Origin of the sequence: Tenuibacillus multivorans, assembly GCF_900103915.1 — a bacterium.
Taxonomy (GTDB): Bacteria; Bacillota; Bacilli; order Bacillales; family Alkalibacillaceae; genus Tenuibacillus; species Tenuibacillus multivorans.
The window spans coordinates 220,305-237,172 of record NZ_FNIG01000001.1 but is presented as its reverse complement, the minus strand read 5'-3'; the positions used below and the strand labels follow the sequence as shown (position 1 = coordinate 237,172).

The 16,868-nt window shown below is 36.9% G+C and carries 21 protein-coding genes; 4 read left to right on the top strand and 17 right to left on the bottom strand.

The features are described from left to right. Positions 1-77 precede the first annotated feature (77 nt). The 3 genes from dapA (at position 78) to mntR (ending at position 2,466) form a co-directional block, all read left to right on the top strand. Positions 78-968: a 4-hydroxy-tetrahydrodipicolinate synthase gene (gene dapA, locus BLP77_RS01245; RefSeq protein WP_093855283.1), complete on the top strand. Its 891-nt coding sequence runs from the start codon at positions 78-80 to the stop codon at positions 966-968. 218 nt (positions 969-1,186) lie between these two features. Continuing rightward, entirely contained in the window at positions 1,187-1,987 is an 801-nt protein-coding gene (zupT, locus tag BLP77_RS01240) for a zinc transporter ZupT (protein ID WP_093855282.1), read from the top strand. 56 nt (positions 1,988-2,043) lie between these two features. Beyond that, complete coding sequence (gene mntR, locus BLP77_RS01235; RefSeq protein WP_093855281.1) at positions 2,044-2,466, top strand: transcriptional regulator MntR; 423 nt, start codon at positions 2,044-2,046, stop codon at positions 2,464-2,466. 46 nt (positions 2,467-2,512) lie between these two features. Here the strand turns inward: mntR and BLP77_RS01230 are convergent, their stop codons facing one another. Together BLP77_RS01230 and BLP77_RS01225 are read right to left on the bottom strand one after the other, a co-directional pair. Continuing rightward, complete coding sequence (locus BLP77_RS01230; RefSeq protein ID WP_218118842.1) at positions 2,513-4,156, bottom strand: CocE/NonD family hydrolase; 1,644 nt, start codon at positions 4,154-4,156, stop codon at positions 2,513-2,515. 92 nt (positions 4,157-4,248) lie between these two features. Then, the gene (locus BLP77_RS01225) at positions 4,249-4,674 is read right to left on the bottom strand and encodes a serine hydrolase domain-containing protein (protein WP_176752915.1); all 426 of its coding nucleotides are present in this window, start codon (positions 4,672-4,674) and stop codon (positions 4,249-4,251) included. Positions 4,675-4,869: 195 nt separating this feature from the next. Between BLP77_RS01225 and BLP77_RS01220 the strand changes: the two genes are divergently transcribed. Next, complete coding sequence (locus BLP77_RS01220) at positions 4,870-5,343, top strand: hypothetical protein (protein ID WP_143001381.1); 474 nt, start codon at positions 4,870-4,872, stop codon at positions 5,341-5,343. 213 nt (positions 5,344-5,556) lie between these two features. On the opposite strand, the gene BLP77_RS01215 is transcribed toward BLP77_RS01220, so the two are convergent. The 15 genes from BLP77_RS01215 to BLP77_RS01145 all read right to left on the bottom strand — a co-directional run bounded on the left by BLP77_RS01215 (position 5,557) and on the right by BLP77_RS01145 (position 16,865). Beyond that, positions 5,557-5,832, bottom strand: a complete 276-nt coding sequence (locus BLP77_RS01215; protein WP_093855278.1) for a hypothetical protein — start codon at positions 5,830-5,832, stop codon at positions 5,557-5,559. Between the two features lie 21 nt (positions 5,833-5,853). Beyond that, complete coding sequence (locus BLP77_RS01210; protein WP_093855277.1) at positions 5,854-6,642, bottom strand: hypothetical protein; 789 nt, start codon at positions 6,640-6,642, stop codon at positions 5,854-5,856. A gap of 40 nt (positions 6,643-6,682) precedes the next feature. Then, complete coding sequence (locus BLP77_RS01205) at positions 6,683-6,892, bottom strand: hypothetical protein (RefSeq protein ID WP_093855276.1); 210 nt, start codon at positions 6,890-6,892, stop codon at positions 6,683-6,685. Between the two features lie 25 nt (positions 6,893-6,917). Then, positions 6,918-7,427, bottom strand: coding sequence for a hypothetical protein (locus BLP77_RS01200; RefSeq protein WP_093855275.1), 510 nt, complete (start codon positions 7,425-7,427; stop codon positions 6,918-6,920). A 212-nt stretch (positions 7,428-7,639) separates the two neighbouring features. After that, positions 7,640-7,837: a hypothetical protein gene (locus BLP77_RS01195; RefSeq protein ID WP_093855274.1), complete on the bottom strand. Its 198-nt coding sequence runs from the start codon at positions 7,835-7,837 to the stop codon at positions 7,640-7,642. Position 7,838: 1 nt separating this feature from the next. Continuing rightward, positions 7,839-8,537 (bottom strand): Tad domain-containing protein, encoded by a 699-nt coding sequence (locus BLP77_RS01190; RefSeq protein ID WP_093855273.1) that lies wholly within the window; start codon positions 8,535-8,537, stop codon positions 7,839-7,841. Continuing rightward, on the bottom strand, positions 8,537-8,950 hold the full coding sequence (locus tag BLP77_RS01185; RefSeq protein WP_093855272.1) for a TadE/TadG family type IV pilus assembly protein: 414 nt from the start codon (positions 8,948-8,950) through the stop codon (positions 8,537-8,539). The genes BLP77_RS01190 and BLP77_RS01185 overlap by 1 nt, the downstream gene beginning before the upstream one ends. A 41-nt stretch (positions 8,951-8,991) precedes the next feature. Further along, positions 8,992-9,807: a hypothetical protein gene (locus BLP77_RS01180; protein ID WP_093855271.1), complete on the bottom strand. Its 816-nt coding sequence runs from the start codon at positions 9,805-9,807 to the stop codon at positions 8,992-8,994. A gap of 64 nt (positions 9,808-9,871) precedes the next feature. Further along, entirely contained in the window at positions 9,872-11,182 is a 1,311-nt protein-coding gene (locus BLP77_RS01175; RefSeq protein ID WP_093855270.1) for a hypothetical protein, read from the bottom strand. Between the two features lie 15 nt (positions 11,183-11,197). After that, positions 11,198-11,914, bottom strand: coding sequence for a hypothetical protein (locus tag BLP77_RS01170; protein WP_093855269.1), 717 nt, complete (start codon positions 11,912-11,914; stop codon positions 11,198-11,200). A 50-nt stretch (positions 11,915-11,964) separates the two neighbouring features. Continuing rightward, on the bottom strand, positions 11,965-13,383 hold the full coding sequence (locus tag BLP77_RS01165; protein WP_093855268.1) for a VWA domain-containing protein: 1,419 nt from the start codon (positions 13,381-13,383) through the stop codon (positions 11,965-11,967). A gap of 24 nt (positions 13,384-13,407) precedes the next feature. After that, on the bottom strand, positions 13,408-13,635 hold the full coding sequence (locus tag BLP77_RS01160; protein ID WP_093855267.1) for a hypothetical protein: 228 nt from the start codon (positions 13,633-13,635) through the stop codon (positions 13,408-13,410). Between the two features lie 22 nt (positions 13,636-13,657). Continuing rightward, a complete protein-coding gene (locus BLP77_RS01155; RefSeq protein WP_093855266.1) occupies positions 13,658-14,593 on the bottom strand; it encodes a type II secretion system F family protein in 936 nt (311 codons plus the stop codon). A gap of 3 nt (positions 14,594-14,596) precedes the next feature. Beyond that, complete coding sequence (locus BLP77_RS01150) at positions 14,597-15,526, bottom strand: type II secretion system F family protein (protein WP_093855265.1); 930 nt, start codon at positions 15,524-15,526, stop codon at positions 14,597-14,599. Next, positions 15,498-16,865 (bottom strand): TadA family conjugal transfer-associated ATPase, encoded by a 1,368-nt coding sequence (locus tag BLP77_RS01145; protein ID WP_093855264.1) that lies wholly within the window; start codon positions 16,863-16,865, stop codon positions 15,498-15,500. The genes BLP77_RS01150 and BLP77_RS01145 overlap by 29 nt, the downstream gene beginning before the upstream one ends. Positions 16,866-16,868 lie beyond the last annotated feature (3 nt).

The window sequence follows — 16,868 nt, the reverse complement described above, 5'->3', positions numbered from 1 at the left end:
GAGCTCTCTCGCTGTTGCTTTTTTAGTCCTCCACACCTTAAGTATTTAAAATTTTTGTAAAGGGTGTGTGAAATTTTATGAATTTCGGTCAAGTGTTAACAGCAATGGTAACGCCATTTGATGAACATGGTGAACTTGATTTTGAGGCAATGAGAGGTCTGATCAATTATTTAATTGCAAATGGATCAGATGGTCTAGTGATTGCGGGGACAACAGGTGAATCCCCAACCTTAACTCATGATGAGAAGCTGCAGGTGTTTAAGTTTACAGTCGAGGAAGTAAATGGGCGTGTACCGGTGATTGCGGGTACGGGTTCAAACAACACGAAGGCTTCACTTGAACTTTCAAAAGAGGCTGAAGCTATCGGTGTCGATGCCATCATGCTTGTAACGCCTTATTACAATAAGCCGTCTCAAGAGGGCATGTATCAACATTTCAGCGTGATTGCACAAAGTGTAAGTGTTCCTGTCATGCTTTATAACATTCCAGGACGCAGTGTTGTGAACATGAGTGTAGACACGATAGTGCGGCTTTCTCAAGTTGAAAATATTGTATCGATTAAGGAAGCGAGTGGCGATTTAGATCGCGTCACCCAAATTGTGAATCATACAGCTGATGACTTTTCCGTATATAGCGGTGAGGATAGTCAATCGTTACCAACCCTAGCTGTTGGTGGAACGGGTATTGTTTCAGTTTCAGCCCACGTGATTGGTAATGAGATGCAAGAAATGGTTCGGAGTTACCGTAAAGGAGATGTAACCAAGGCTGCATCTATCCATGGTTATGTTTTACCGATGATGAAGGCAATCTTCTCAGCACCAAGCCCAACACCGGTAAAAGAAGCCTTAAACCGAATCGGCGTACCCGTTGGAAGCGTCCGCTTACCACTCATTCCATTGAATGAAGAGGAACGAGCTTCGTTATATCACATTTTGGATCAACTGAAAAACACAAAAGTTGCAGGTTAATGCATACTAGCTGCAGGGTTTACTTTTCCCTGTAGTTTTTTCTTATTTTATGATATAGTTTCCTTAAGGAAACATTTATTCCTCATATCAACTTTTAAATCAAATACATGCACACTTAACAAATCAACGACATAAGGTTTTAGTATATTTTTTAGCCAAAAAGTTTCCCTAAGGAAAGATGTGGTCTTTAAGGAAACATGCTTTGAGGAGGTTTGTTTATGACTGAGAATTTATTATTTGCTTTTGGGTTAACATTGATGGCGGGTCTTGCAACGGGAATCGGTAGTCTTTTAGCCTTTTTTACTTCAACCACAAACACTCGTTTTTTTTCGTTTTCACTTGGGTTTTCAGCTGGGGTGATGATCTATGTTTCGATGGTTGATATTTTCGTTAAAGCTCAAGATGCCCTTGTTGCCGCCTTGGGTGAAGTACCAGGCAATTGGGCGACAGTAGCCGGATTTTTCGGGGGTATGGTGTTAATTGCATTAATTGACCAGGTCATCCCTAAACAGGGAAATCCACATGAGCTTAAAAAAGTAGAGGAAATGGATAAAAGCCCAAAGAACAATAGCTTACTAAAAATGGGGACTTTTACGGCTATTGCGATTGCCATACACAACTTTCCTGAAGGGATTGCAACATTCACTTCAGCCTTACAGGATCCAGCTTTAGGGGTGGCGATTGCTGTTGCGATTGCGATTCATAATGTACCGGAGGGAATTGCTGTTTCAGTACCTATTTATTATGCAACGGGAAGTAAGAAAAAAGCCTTTAAACTCTCATTTTTATCAGGCTTATCTGAGCCAATCGGGGCGGGCGTTGCCTTTTTAGTTTTAATGCCATATTTGAATGATATTATGTTTGGTGTCATTTTTGCGGGCGTTGCCGGCATTATGATCTTTATCTCCCTAGATGGATTATTGCCTGCAGCCAAAAAATACGATGAAACCCATTTACCAATTTTCGGAGTTATAGCTGGAATGGCTGTTATGGCACTTAGCTTACTATTATTGATTTAAAAAGTCATCCAATTCATTTAGAATAAGAGATAGACTAGTGAAAAGGAGGAAGTTAATTGGCTACCACTCCAAATATGGAAGACTATTTAGAAGTCATCTATATGAAATTTGAAGAAAAGGGTTATGCCCGCGTAACTGATATCGCGGATCACCTAGATGTTCTACCTTCCTCTGTAACAAAAATGATGAAAAAGCTAGATGAACGAGGGCTTGGCGTGTATGAAAAGTATCGCGGCTTTGTCCTGACTTCAAAAGGTAAAAAAATTGCTAAAGATATCGTTGATAAACACCAGACGTTAGAAGATTTTTTCCGAGTCTTTGAAATAAATTCAGACCATGTTTATGAAGAAGTGGAAGGAATAGAGCACCACATTGGCAAGGAAACAACATTCTGCATCTCGACTTTAGTTCGATTCTTTGAAGAACACCCAGAGATTAAACAATCCTATTTTAACTATCGAAAAAAATATAGACCATAAAAAAAAACACATGTTATGTGTTGATATAACATGTGTCTTTCAGTATCTAGGTTCTATTAATAATCGGTAAGATGATAGCCGATGGATAATCCTCACTATGATAGATTGTTTGATGAGCAACTTTCATCTCGCTTGTTTTGCCGAGTGGGGCACCTGTATTTAAATTACGATCATATTTTGGAAAAGCACTCGATGAGACCTCAATTCGAACCCGATGACCTTTTTTAAAGACATGGGATGTATTCCAACAATCAACCTCTAATTTATAGATTTGACCTGGTTCCATCACCTCTGGTTGGTCCATACCATTTCGAAAACGACCACGTACAAAGCCGTCCGTGAGCCGCTGCGCAAAGCCAGAAGGCCTAACATCTAGTAATTTCACCGTAAAATCGGTGTCAAACGCATCGGTTGAGGCATACAACTCTGCCGTTACGGGGCCTGTAACTTCAACATCCTCTTGCAACTCTTCACTCGTATAAACTAAAATATCATCGCGGCGTTCAATGGAAGCGTAATTATCTGGCCCACCAATTTGATGGGAAACCATTTCTGTAATAAATGGCACAGGATTGGCTGGATCATATGTGTAGTGATCCCCTTCTGCTTCGTTATCCGTTGGTTTTCCCTGATTAATCAAACCATCACCAAATCGGCTGTTGGCTTTGCCTCCACTGTGTAAATAGTATGGCGTCCAATCTGTATTTGGAAGAGGCCACGCTTTTTCACCTCGCCATTTATCATCACCCATGACAAAAATGTCGACCGGGTCTTTTTCCCGAAATCCGTTGTCGACACCTTTTAGGTAACAGTCAAAAAACCGCTGCTGATAATAGTACATATCAATTAACGAATCAGCTCCAAAATCTATTTCGCCAAGCTTTGTTGACTGATTTATATTGTGTGGCCAAGGCCCCATGAGTAGATGCTGATCGAGCTTACCCGCTTCAACCATGCCACGATAATTCAGTGGTGTTCCGACCTGCTCATCATCATACCACCCTGAAATATGTAGCACTGGCAAATCAATCTCATCAAAACGATGCTGATAAGCGATATGTTCCCAGTACTCATCAAAATACGGGTGCTCAATCTCTTCACGCCACTGCTCTGAATACCAGCCCGTCTCAGTGTCCATTTCTTGATAAGGCAAATGCCAATATACCTTTTCCCAATCAACTAGATTAATATTTTGTAGCATACGTCCTCTCGTCATATACAACCAGCACATATGCATAGGATTAGGCATACCAGTAGGCCATTCTACAAATGGATCAGATGGCGTTACCATAGGAATCATCGCCTTTAAGGCTGGTGGTTTTTCAAGAGCTGTTAACCATTGAATACGTCCGAGATAAGAACCACCAAGCGTCCCGACATTGCCATCACACCAAGGTTGTTTAGCTACCCACTCAATTGAATCATATCCGTCAATGCCATCATGGCGATAAGGGACAAATTCTCCATCTGAATCCCCACGCCCTCTCACATCAATGTTAACGACAGAATAATCATGATTTGAAAAATAGAGCGCTTGTTGATGCTCTTTATCTCTCGTTTTCATGTAAGGCGTTCGAACGACGATGGTCGGATAAACTCCTTCACCTTTTGGCAAGTAGACATCGGCAGATAGCATCACACCATCACGCATCGGAATTTTAACATCACGTACAATTCGGCTCTCTTTCATCATAACCTCCCCTTTTAGATTTATTTACTTCTTCAAAAGAAGCAAATGTCCTTTATATTAAACCAAATAGGAGAAGTTTTAACTGTTATGAATTAATCAAGTTCCATTTCCTTTTCAATTTCTTTAAGAATTTCATAAGCTCCTTCATCTTCATTAGAGCAGACAACTATGGCCGTAGATGTTTCTGGATAATAAACAGATCTAAAATTAACACCCGGATCGTAACCCATTAAAATATACTTAACGACACCTTCTTCGCAAACCTGCATATAGCCAGCGTAGCCATAATAAATGTCATCTTCGACTTGTTCGCGTGGTTTTAATAGTTGTTCAGTCATTTCCTCAGATAACAATTGATTATTAAACAGACTTTCCCAGAATGTGACCATATCTTTGGCTGTGACATAAGCACCACCATCTGAGCCACCTTTTGCTGGAAGTGAGTATATATTCGTTTTCCATTCACCATTTGGTTTTTCAATATAACCGAGTGCTACTCGTTCTGGTAAGGCATCCATATCAAAGTACCCGGAGTCTTACATACCAATTTTATTTTTAGAATTTTTAGTATAATGGGTATTATAACCTATAGAAAAAATTTAATCTATCAGCTTCTGGGCTGAATGAGAGCAATCATAATCCTTTTGTTGAGGAGAAGGAAAAATTCGAACAGATGGTGAAAGAGTTTAGAGCATATAATGGATGGTGACAACATGTTAAAGAAAATCAGCATAGTATTATTATTTTTCTTAATGATATCTGGATGCGACCAAGAAGGTATGAATCATTGCGACGTCGCTGAAGGTGAAGGGAAAATTGAACATGAGGTTTATACTGCGATTACACTTGATGATGATTTAGATCAAGATGGATATAAAAGGGTTAATTCTAATCTGCTCATTAATGATAACGAGGATGAATTATGTGTTGAAGTAGAAGAGGTAGTGGATTATTACTCGCTTGATCATGAATATTTAAGGTCAGAGGTCTTATCTAGTTATAGTCGTAAGGATAAACTAACTAAGAGACAGGATGAGGCTGAAAAAGTCGAAGAAATTAATGGGCCAGCTACGATTTTGTTACCTGATTCTGTTAAAGGGCCGGATTATCCCGCTGATTTATCTGAGGAAGAAAAACAACGTGTTAAAGAGCATGTGGATCAATTAGTTGAAAAGCATTTAAATTAAGGGGGATTAAGAATGAATAAATTAACAGCATCACTAGTACCAGGCTGTACGATGCTCGGTTTAGGAATTGGAATGCTTGTTGACCAAGATGATTAATTTTTCTAAGTGTCCAAGTTCATGAAGTTAGTGTACAAGTTGCTTCTTTATCTGTGCAAGTTCGTCATGTGAGTGTCCAAGTTTCCACATTATTTGTCCAAGTTTTATGTATCAACTTCACTCTGATAGCTTTTGATAGTTTCTATTATTCATTTTCCACGTTATAAGACCGAACGGAACACCAGCAAACATAAAAATAACGATTCCTATCAAAAAGTCCAGTAACCAACCTTCTGAAAAGTAACTTGAAAACGTCATTCCGTATGTAAGCAAATTTAATATAAAGAAGTATAATATTCCAGTTGAAAGTCCCCAACCTAGTACACCATACTTCATGACATAGTTTTTCTTACCCTTAGCTTGGATTTGTTCCCATTTTGCTTTTTTATCCATCATGACACCTTCCTTTACAATCTATTCTTCAGGGTCCCTATAACGATATTGATGTTGATAGTCACGTACTTTTTCTTTTGTTTTAAATGAATACTTTCCCCAAATTTCCTTGAAGTCCAATGTTTCTTCTGTCTCAACCATTTTTAACTCACCAGGATCTAATTTCATGATATCAGATTCTATCACTTCTATCTCTTGTCTATTTTTTCCTAAAGCACGGATGAGCAATTGAACTTCTTTTGCCTGATCCAGGTTATTTTTAACGTAAAATACATTCATATATTCTGGATCACAGTAACGAATCCTTAGACAATAGTCCTCAGAGGAAACAAAGGTTACATCTATTTCCTCATTACTATTCTCCGTTTCAGCAATGGCACTATTAAGGTTGTCAACATAACGCATTTTTTCTCCGCCTGGAACAAACCAAACAAACATGATCGTGAGGCTAAGAAATATAAGCCCTATAACAGTCCATGCCGTCTTTGGATTGTGAACCTCTTCTGGATAAGGATTTTTTCGATGTCTTAATGAAACGAAAACATTAATGATTGAGGCGATAATTGCAATGGCGCCAGTAATGATGAGACCTACAAATACCGTCATGGTGTTAACCAAAATCGGAATACTATATTCATTCGCATAGTATAGGTTTAAGATAAAAACCGCGACCATCAGGACCACTAATAGTGCTAGTGGTCCCTTCCAATTGGTTCGTTCCCGCTTACCATTTTTATAATCGATAAATGACCATGCCAGCCAAATATACGGTATAAGCGATAAGACTACAAAAGTTCCTACGTAACCCATGGTAGCTTTCCTTCCTCCCCAGTTATACCTCGCCTTTACATTATGCCGATTCCCGATGTTCTTTTTGTCTAATTGAGTTCAAGTGATTCTTACGCATAAACGGTAATGCTATTCCAACGACAATGGCTGTATACGGAAACCCTCCAGACCCCGCAAGCCATTCAGTAACTGTAATAGGTGCAAAAATCGCATAGATGAAAATCATTAAAAATAAATACAACCTTCTCCAACGTTTTTCGGATTTAGACATTAGAATTGGAATCCTCCCTTACTATCTACTCTTCTAATTCTTCTTCTTCTATGTTGTACTCTTGAGCTAGTTCATCCATTTTATCAAGCGCTTCTTGCTCATATTCATTCGCTGCCATATACTTTTCGCTAGCTTGAGCATATAATTCTTGTGCTTCTGCTTCAGTTATCTCACCATTGATAAATTGACCCATCGTTTCATATTCCATCATGATACCGTCGTACCAATTATTCAGTTGACCCTCGATGATAGCATGATACTCCTTAACGACATCAGATTCTGGATTTTTTGAATCGATGAAGTCTTTAATGTCTTCAGCAATCGGAACCAATTCATTCTCTTGAATCTCATAAGCCTCTCCCGCTGTCGCTGCCATATTTATTTTCTGTAAAACTTCATCAATCTCTACTGACAATGGATTAATAAATTCGACATAGCTGTTTTGATATTCTATGATTTCATCTGCCTCTGGTGAGGAACAAGCTCCTAGTAGAACAACCCCCATGATAACTAAAAATCCTAATAACTTTTTCAATACAACTCTCTCCTTTATTAAGTTTTATATATATTAGTGGTTGGACCACTTACATCACATTTATAGTCTTTCTTTTTACTGACTCATTATCTTTTTCATCCTGTCTTCTTTAATCAGCATAATTGGAGCTATAAACCAGAATAAAAGAGCCATAAAATGGCCAATAATAGCTATAGTCAATGCGTCTAGATAATCTATCTACTGTCAAATTACTAGTAAAATAATGTCCCTCCAAAGAAAAAAATTAAGAAAGTATAAATCAAGCAAATCTTTCCAAGTTTACTTTTATGAGGTTTTTGTACACCGAAGGCAATTTCTTCTGCAAATAAATAAGGTAAGATTAACTTAGGATAACCACCAATATCCCAACCACAAAAGCTAAACCACCGTAAATACATCTCCTCTTTCAAATTAATCCTCATCAAGCGGAATTGTCTCATTCTCTCCCCATACTAAATTCAAAAAGTCTATTTTAGGACCAGCAGTTTCCTGATAAACATTTTCCTTAATTTCATCTACTACCCCATTCAATGATGTGGATTCAAACTCATTAGCCGCGCGGACATAAAAACGATTATTTTTTACGATCAATTCTGCCTCTTCTAAAACACCGCCATTTTCATGAATAGCATCTTTAACAGCAGTAATTACCTCTCCCCTAAAACTTTGACTTCTGAGTAAAAAAAGTAAATCTGCTCTAGTAGAGGCTTCTGAACTCAATACTTGGTCAAAAGCTTCAAGTTCTATTTCATTGGCAGACCAGTCACTATATGCCACTAAACTACTTAAATCTGAAATTTTGTCATTTAGTTTTTCGTTAAAATACTCTTCATATGACATATCATCTTCTTCATCCTCAGAATCCTCTGGCTCTTCATCGTCGGATTCTGGCTCAGGAAATTCATATCTATTTAAGGCAGCTCGCATCTCCTCATAAAATACACTGGAAGCAGTTAAACTTGCCTGTTGTGCTGTAGTCGCTGACTTCTCCTTTGTAGCCAAAGCTCCACCAAGATTCAAAACAAAAATAAATAGAATCATAATGATGCTAAGCATACCAAGAACGAATAAAGCTATATTCCCCTTTTCGTTAGCCAACATGTTTTTCATCACTCAATCACCCTACTACTGGCTTCTACTGTACTAGTAATCGAAGGGACAGTCGCGCCTAGGATCTCTTCGGGTAAAAATATCAAGTCAATACTGAAGTTAATTTGTACTTTAAACTCTTTTAGATGTGTTCCTGACTCATCATGAGAATTATCTATATCTTCATTGGTCAAATAACTACCCGTTGAATCAAATATTTGTTCTGCTGCGAGTTTAGCTTCGTCATGTTCTTCCGTTACAGAATAAACCTTGGCATACTCATTAGCTGCAGATTGAGCAACTAAATAGCCATTTACACTCACAATAAATTGAATAAAAATCATGAGTAATACAAAGGCCAAAGGTAAAATTCCTAAGAACTCAATAGTAGCCGAGCCGTTTTCGTTTTTAACTTTTTTAACCAATAATTTCATTTCAAATCTCCTGAATATTAATTTGATATATTCAAAGGATATTAAAGATTTCTTATGTCCTTTTTCAGTTTTGCAAGATCATTTCGTTGCGAATCATTATATCGTTTTTTTACCATTCTCATATGTTGCTCTTTTGTTAAATTCTCTTGGTTTTCAAAATAGGTAATCGTTTTAATATTTTTTTTCAATTTATCTTTATTCCTTGAAAATTCCTCAATAAATTTTTCTATTTCATTATTTACAAATCCCTTAATATTTTTATCTTGTTTAATATGATTTTTAATATAGTTAAAATCATCTATAGTTTTATAATCAGTCACAGCTTGATGAAATTGAATATAATCTATTTCAGCTAAAACATCTTGAATATAATCAACATCCTCTTTTGTAAACTTATTCCCTTCTACATTTTTACGTTTCTCAAATTCCTCAAATTGGTTCATCAGTTCAATTAATTCCTGTTGTAATGAAATGCCACTTTCAATAGATTTTAAACAATTTTCAAAATAACCTTTTTCATTATGACTAAGTGTGCCTTCACTAAGTATTTTCTGGATGAAATCCTCAACTTTATGGAATGCTATCATATTAATATTTTTCCTGAATTCACCAATATCTTTTATACTTGACCAGTTATTATACATAAAGACTAATAATTCAAACGCTAGATTATAATCCTCATTAGAGTTATCTGAATTAGGTGATAATATAACGCCAGCAGTATTCTTACGAAATCTTTTGAAAAAAACAAGATAAAAGTCCGACCCATTAAGGTAAAGATGCCTTGGATTGACGTAATACGTTTCGAATATTTTTTTATACTCTTTCGCATGTTGATGAATTATGTCAGGAATCATTATTTAACATCCTTTCGAACAAAACCCAATTGGAATAAATTCAGATTTTTACCTTCTGATTATTTTAAGAAAACCAGCCTTTAACTGTATCCCAGGCTTTTTTGGCTGATTTTTTAGTTGTATTCCACATTGCCTTTGCGGTATCTTTTACATTTCCTTTCCAATGTCTAGCTACAAATCCAGTTCCTTTAGATACTAGCCATACGCCTGCCCCTACAGCAACCATACCTGCTCCAATTGCCTGTGCTCCCGGAATTGCAGATGTAACTACACCTGCATTCATTAAAGTATCGCCTAGGCTTGCTGTTGTGTCTGCAACTGCAGCTGTTTTGACATTACCATCTGCATTACTATTTAATATATCAACCGCATTAGCCGCCTTCATACCAGTATCAACAGCTGAGAATCCAGCCCCTACTGCTGCTGCAGCAACGTTAAATTTAGATAAAGCACCCACAGTTGATGGCGGAGGTGAGGTATTTGATATTTTTTGACTAGCTTGTGCTAAGTCGTCAATACCCTTTGTATTACTATAGGCTTGCTTAATATACCTATAATCCTGGATACCTTCAATTCCCTGATAAACATGTGAGTAAGTATCATAAGCATCTGTTAATGCATTATCTCCAACCCCAAGCTTCAAACCATTCATTAAAATATTGCCACGGTATTTAAGCCCATAGCTCATCTTGGAGTCATAACCCATATCATTCATGTTCTGGTGGGTTAGCAAGTCACCAATTAAATCAGCCTGCCCCATCACTACATCTTTAGTTATATATTTAGAAACTTCATATTCGTACGGTAGTGGCGGAGTAGCATCCTCAAGTGTTGGTTTATCAACTTTATATTTAGTTGACGAATTTTGTAACATCCATGGGCTGCCTATCCCAGCCATACCCTGTTTTACCCATGGCTTTCCATCAGTACTATTACCATTAAAGCCCTCAGTACTAAATGAATTACCATTTGTTCCATTACCGCTGAAACTATCACCAGACCATGGATCAGCGCCATTAGAACCGTTTAGATACCATCCTTGCAGATACCATGGCAAACTACTCCAATCTTCTCCTGTCCATGAATCACCCGATGTACCGCTAGAGTCTCCTTCCCATGGTTCTCCCTCTGTTCCGTTACCTTCCCATGGATCGCCTTCCCAGCTTTCACCATTCCATTGTAAATCAGATCCATCCCAAGGATCCCCTTGCCATTCCAAATTGGAACCGTCCCATGGGTTCCCTTCCCAAGGGTCGCCTTCCCATGAATCACCGGTCCATGATTCTACTGCATATGCAACTGGTACAAATACTGGTTGAATGGCAACAACCAAAATAAAAAATGAGATTAATAACTTTTTAAACCATCGAAACATACGCACACCTGCTCCCTAAATAAAGTTTCCTTCTCTTTTGACTTCAATCGTTCTAAGGTTGTTTCGCCACTTAAGGATAAAAGAAGTCATAAGCATAATAACGAAAGGATAAATAATAATATTAAGCGACATTTGTGTAATCATCTGTGCTGCAAACGATGGTGTTATATTAAACAACTGATAAGTAACAAAAACTCCAAATAAAAGCTCTGCAAACCCAATAAGAATGAGGAGGAGGAAAATCTTAAAAAAGTGCTTTCTACCAATTCGAAAACCTTCTTTAAAAGACTTCCAAGTTGATTTTTCATCAAACACACTGATATAAGGTACAGGGAATACTAAGGATAGAATAATGATTCCTGGTAGTATTAATAGCGCAAAACCAATCGTACTAAGTATGGATATTAGACAAGCAAAGACAAAAATAGTAAAACCATTAACTACAAAATGATAGATTGTATTTCTAAGATTATGTTCAACTCCTAAATGTTCGTTGTAAACAAACCTTATATAAGGTACCTGAGCATAAAGAAAAAAGAGTAAAGTTATTAAGCCATAATAAATATCTGCCACTGAATAAATGCCTGTTGAGCTCGGAGTGATCAAATATATGTAGTTCATTACATATGAATGTGCTAATAGTAGTGGAAGTGTAGTTGTTAACATTAACACAAGTATTTTTTCAAATTGCCCCGTATATAATTCCCATGTGTTCTTAAATGGATTCTCCATCACTATCTCCCCATTGTCATAGAAAACGGGATAATCCCGTTTTCTATGAATTAACTATTACTTTCTGTTTGACTATCATATTTTTCCTCAATCATTTTTCGTGCTTCTTCCAATGTTTTTTGGCTAATTTCTTCCATGTCTTTCTCCAATTGCTCTACAGTCTCATATATCTCAGCCATAGTTTTATCAATTTTACTTTTAAGCTTTTTTTTCTGTTCATGAGTTATATATTCTATATTTTGTAGTACATTTGAAAAACTATTTAGCTGATTGTCTGTTTTTAATGTAGCAAAATACCAATCATTATTAACTGCTAAAATATCAAAACTATTTTCCACTCTTTGTACGTCAATTTCATACATAGCGTCTTCTTTCCATTTATTCCAAGCTTCTAGGACCTTCTCTGCCCGCTCAAATTCTGATTGAAGCTCCTCCTCATTTCTAGCTGAAGCAAAGATTCCTCCTGTTATCTCTGCCATTTCCTCAAGTTGTTTTTGTGCTTCAGCATCCGTTTGAAACCCGATGATGTTAATAATAGGTTTCGCATTTGACTGTGATAATGATTCGGCCACAGCTACTGGGTCACCATCACAGGTTTCAACCCCGTCACTCACAACATATATTAAGTTTGTATTATCACTTGAATTATAAGGTTTTAAAGCTTCTTGTGATTGTTTTAAGGCATCAGCCAATGGTGTCCAGCCACTTGGTTTAAATTGATTTAATGCTTCATGGAATTGTGTTTCATCATACGCTGAGAAACCATAAACCTGTTCGATTGCATTACAGGAGAGTTCCTTGTCACTATTAGATCCTGTACCTTTATGACCATATACACGTAAAGAAACATTAGCTTCTTCCGGTACTTTAGCTAAAAAATCGTTTATGGCTTTTTTAGCTAATGCCATTCGTGTTTGGTCACCAACATAATTTGCCATGCTACCACTAGAGTCTAATATAATTTCAATATTATAGTTTTCTTTAAAATGAAAACGAGAATCAGGTAAATCCGGATTGCCAAAAGAAGCAAACTCCCATTTTTTAATCGTATCCTCTGGGTTTGTATAATCTTTAGCTACTAACCAATACATTTGGCGTAAGTATAGTTCATATTCTTCCTCAGTGGGATTATCACTCATTGGCCCTAAATCTTTCATTGCTTCTTCTATCTCTGGTTCTTGATTATACAAGTTCTCTGATTCCCGAAATGATCCCGGAAGTTGACTAGCTAACCCTTCAACATCAACGGGTATTGGGTCAACATCTTCTAGCGTTACATTTCTTTCTATTTCTTCCTTTTCGCTTTTTTCATTATCCGTTTCAGTTTCAGCTTCGTTAGTTTCTTCTTCGATTTGCTCTTGTTTTTTTGTATCTTCTTGTTCTTCTGTATTTCCTTCATCTTTATCACTACAAGCTGATAATAATAACAGTAATAAAACAATAGAATATACTAGAATGTGTTTATTCATTTCAACTCTCCTTGATTAGCACTATTACTCTCCTGAACCTCCACCTATGTCACCTATTAATCCTTTGATTTTGTTAAGTACCTCAGTGCCAATTCCTGAGCCATCACTAAAAGCTGATGAAATGACACCAACCATTATCACAACTACCGCTGCAATTCCAAGCCATTCTAAAGTTTGTGAACCTCTTTCATCTCGTTTCAATCCTTCTAATTGATGCATTACTTTCGCATACACCTTCGTTAAAAAACTCATGAATATTCCTCCTTAAAATTTTTTAAAATAAATTAAAAATGCTATTTTCACCCATCAACATATTCATGATCATTAAGCCTGCAATCATCAATATAGATACAGGTGCAATTAAAAATGTAGTTACCAAGGTTACCTTCGGAGATGCCTTGGCTGCTAGTTCTTTGACCTGCTCTTGACGCATTTGACGCAGATCTTCTGCCTGGATCTTAAACGTCTTCGCTATGGGTATTCCAAGATCCATCCCTTGAATAAGGGCTTTAATCAATGCCTGAAATTCTTCATTGTCATTACGTTTAAGTAACTCTCGATAGGCTCTTTCTCTAGGTACGCCTAAGTCAATTTCCTGATTAAATCGAGAAAATTCCTCTCTAATAGGTCCGTCGAAATAGCGGATGACCTCTCTTAATGCGTTATCCAAACTTACTCCCGCTTGTAAACTCGTACTTACAGTATCCATAAAATCTGGTAAATCTCTTCTAATTAATTGTTGTCTCTTTTTCACCTCTCTTCTGATTAAAACTATTGGAAGAAGATAACCTATAGCAGGATTAAAAACTAACATATATTGTGAAAACGGTAGACCCATAATCGTTGCTAAAATGCCTGTGATAAAACCAATAATCAGTAATAATATTTTTAGCCCTTGGAATCTAGCAACAGAAAGCTTTAATGGGTTTCCCGATTTTCTTAACCATTCATCAACCATGTGATTCTCACTAAAGAAATTAATCCGTTGACCTATATCAGCAAAATCATCAGCATATTTAGTCATTTGACTAAACACTTCAGCACGTCTATTTTTCTTCTTTTCTTTCTTTTCAAATGGATCAATATGAGTGACATCAGAAACGTGTTCTAAGACATCTCTCTTATCATCCAAAAATGTCCAAAGATGTTTTAAGAACAGTAAAATACAAAACCAAAATATTATAATGGCTAATATAATTAATGCATCCATAAGCTACACCTTTATATTTGTAATTTTTCGAATCAAAATAAATGACAATATAATTGCTCCTAGAAACAACGTCAAAATAACCAATCCAAAGCCGGACCAGAGTGGATCAATAAATCCATCAATAACATTATTCATAACAAGCAGTAAAAAAATCGGTAGTGCTGGTACAATAAAAGAGATGTACTTTTGTTCCGATGTCATCGTTTTGATAATTTGATTTAAAACCTTTCGATCCTCAAAGGTATTAGCCATCGTATCTAGGGTTAATGCCAAATTCCCACCTGTTTTTTTCTGAATGAGTAATGTTGCAATAAATAAATTGAAATCTCTTGTACTGTTTTTCTTCTGTGCAGACCGCAATGCCGCATCAAGTGTGACTCCCATCTTTAATTCGTTTGCTATCTTTTTAAATTCATCACCCGCTGGGGAAGCTACTTCACGAGCTACAATGTCAATCCCTTGATTGATTGTTAAACCTGACCTCGCAGCATTTCCTAATATTCGGCATATCTCACTTAATTGTTCGTTAAATCTCACCTCATAGCTGTTTTTTCTAAAATAGAATAGTAGATAATGAGAAATGAAAAGTAACGCAAATGGTAGTAATAGGCTTAATTCAATTGGCATACTAAAGATTGAATTCATCAAAACAAATAATGCCAAATATCCGACTACTAAAATTCCAAGATACTCAGATGGAAGTAATTTTAAATTAGCCTTTTGTAGTTTAATTCTTAGCGCTCGTGATGACTCTCTTTTATCAAATTGATCTCCCCATCGGCTGATAAAGCTTTTTCGCTCTTCCTCAGGAAACCATTGTTTTACCTTTTGTTTCCATTCTTTCTTTTGTGATCTGTAGCCTAGGAAGAAATATGCACAAAACAGAAGTGATAGTACTGCTAAGCTATAGAGAATAGACACCGTTATGTCCATCGTTCATTTCCTCCTTTGGTTTGAACAGATCAGTGTCGATTTTAATACCATGCACTTCAAAATGTGATAAGCATTTTGGAACTATTCCGGTTGGAGTAAAGTATCCTTGAACTTTGCCCGTATGATCGACACCCGTTCGTTTAAATCTAAATATATCTCTTACTTCAATCTTGTCATTTGATGATTTTTCTACTTCTGATATATTCATAATTTTTCTTGTTCCGTCTGTTAGGCGCTGGACTTGCACAATATAATCAAGTGCACCTGATATATAATCTCGAATAACGTTAGTTGTAAGGTCCATTCCCGCCATTACAACCATCCCTTCGACACGGTTAATAGCATCAATTGGTGTATTAGCGTGAACGGTTGTTAATGAACCTTCATGCCCTGTATTCATTGCTTGTAGCATGTCAAAGGCTTCTGGTCCACGGACCTCACCGACAATAATTCGATCGGGCCGCATACGTAATGAGTTTTTCACAAGTTGCCTAATCGTAATTTCACCTTTTCCCTCCACGTTTGGTGGACGTGCTTCCATTCCAACTACATTAGGGCGGTCGAGCCTTAATTCTGCTGAATCTTCTATGGTTATGGCTCGCTCTCCAAGTGGTATAGATTTAGCTAGTGCATTTAATATTGTAGTTTTACCGCTACCCGTACCACCAGATATAAGTAAACTTAGTTTAGTTTCAACCAAGGCTTGCATAAACATCGACATATCATCGGTAAATGTTCCAAACTCCTGTAAATCATCCACTGTAAAAGGTGTCTTTCTAAACTTACGGACTGAAAGTAAAGTCCCGCCCAAACTAATTGGATTAATAACAGCATTAACACGGCTACCATCAGGTAATCGTGCATCAACCATAGGTGAACTTTCATCTATGCGACGTCCAAGTGGTGCGACTACACGGTCTACAATATGTCTGACATGTGCTTCATCCTTAAACGAAACATTGACACGTTCGAGACGGCCATTACGTTCGACATAAACTTCACTTGGGCGATTAACAAGTATTTCCGTAATTGAATCATCTTTTAGCAACGGCTCTAATGGACCGAACCCGACACTTTCATCTATCAGCATTGATAGCATTCTTTTTTTGTCTTGTTTTGGGATGACCACTTTTTCCTCAGACATAAACTGGTTGACTAAACGTTCGATTTTGAGACGTTTATCAGCTTCGCTTAAGCTAGTGATTTGTTCAAGATTTACCTCTGAAAGCAGTCGATTTTTGAAGTGTTCAACCAGTTCATCAAGGTAACCTGAGTTTGAAGCAATTCCTGAATCTAAATCACTTTTACGTTCATCGGTGTTTCTTTGAAAAAGTGACATAGC

Coding starts and splice junctions, on each gene's coding strand:
- dapA (WP_093855283.1), top strand. CDS start 78: ATGAATTTCGGTCAAGTGTTAACAGCAATGGTAACGCCATTTGATGAA.
- zupT (WP_093855282.1), top strand. CDS start 1,187: ATGACTGAGAATTTATTATTTGCTTTTGGGTTAACATTGATGGCGGGT.
- BLP77_RS01230 (WP_218118842.1), bottom strand. CDS start 4,156: ATGAAAGAGAGCCGAATTGTACGTGATGTTAAAATTCCGATGCGTGAT.
- BLP77_RS01225 (WP_176752915.1), bottom strand. CDS start 4,674: ATGGATGCCTTACCAGAACGAGTAGCACTCGGTTATATTGAAAAACCA.
- BLP77_RS01220 (WP_143001381.1), top strand. CDS start 4,870: ATGTTAAAGAAAATCAGCATAGTATTATTATTTTTCTTAATGATATCT.
- BLP77_RS01215 (WP_093855278.1), bottom strand. CDS start 5,832: ATGGATAAAAAAGCAAAATGGGAACAAATCCAAGCTAAGGGTAAGAAA.
- BLP77_RS01210 (WP_093855277.1), bottom strand. CDS start 6,642: ATGGGTTACGTAGGAACTTTTGTAGTCTTATCGCTTATACCGTATATT.
- BLP77_RS01205 (WP_093855276.1), bottom strand. CDS start 6,892: ATGTCTAAATCCGAAAAACGTTGGAGAAGGTTGTATTTATTTTTAATG.
- BLP77_RS01190 (WP_093855273.1), bottom strand. CDS start 8,537: ATGAAAAACATGTTGGCTAACGAAAAGGGGAATATAGCTTTATTCGTT.
- BLP77_RS01185 (WP_093855272.1), bottom strand. CDS start 8,950: ATGAAATTATTGGTTAAAAAAGTTAAAAACGAAAACGGCTCGGCTACT.
- BLP77_RS01180 (WP_093855271.1), bottom strand. CDS start 9,807: ATGATTCCTGACATAATTCATCAACATGCGAAAGAGTATAAAAAAATA.
- BLP77_RS01175 (WP_093855270.1), bottom strand. CDS start 11,182: ATGTTTCGATGGTTTAAAAAGTTATTAATCTCATTTTTTATTTTGGTT.
- BLP77_RS01170 (WP_093855269.1), bottom strand. CDS start 11,914: ATGGAGAATCCATTTAAGAACACATGGGAATTATATACGGGGCAATTT.
- BLP77_RS01165 (WP_093855268.1), bottom strand. CDS start 13,383: ATGAATAAACACATTCTAGTATATTCTATTGTTTTATTACTGTTATTA.
- BLP77_RS01160 (WP_093855267.1), bottom strand. CDS start 13,635: ATGAGTTTTTTAACGAAGGTGTATGCGAAAGTAATGCATCAATTAGAA.
- BLP77_RS01155 (WP_093855266.1), bottom strand. CDS start 14,593: ATGGATGCATTAATTATATTAGCCATTATAATATTTTGGTTTTGTATT.
- BLP77_RS01150 (WP_093855265.1), bottom strand. CDS start 15,526: ATGGACATAACGGTGTCTATTCTCTATAGCTTAGCAGTACTATCACTT.
- BLP77_RS01145 (WP_093855264.1), bottom strand. CDS start 16,865: ATGTCACTTTTTCAAAGAAACACCGATGAACGTAAAAGTGATTTAGAT.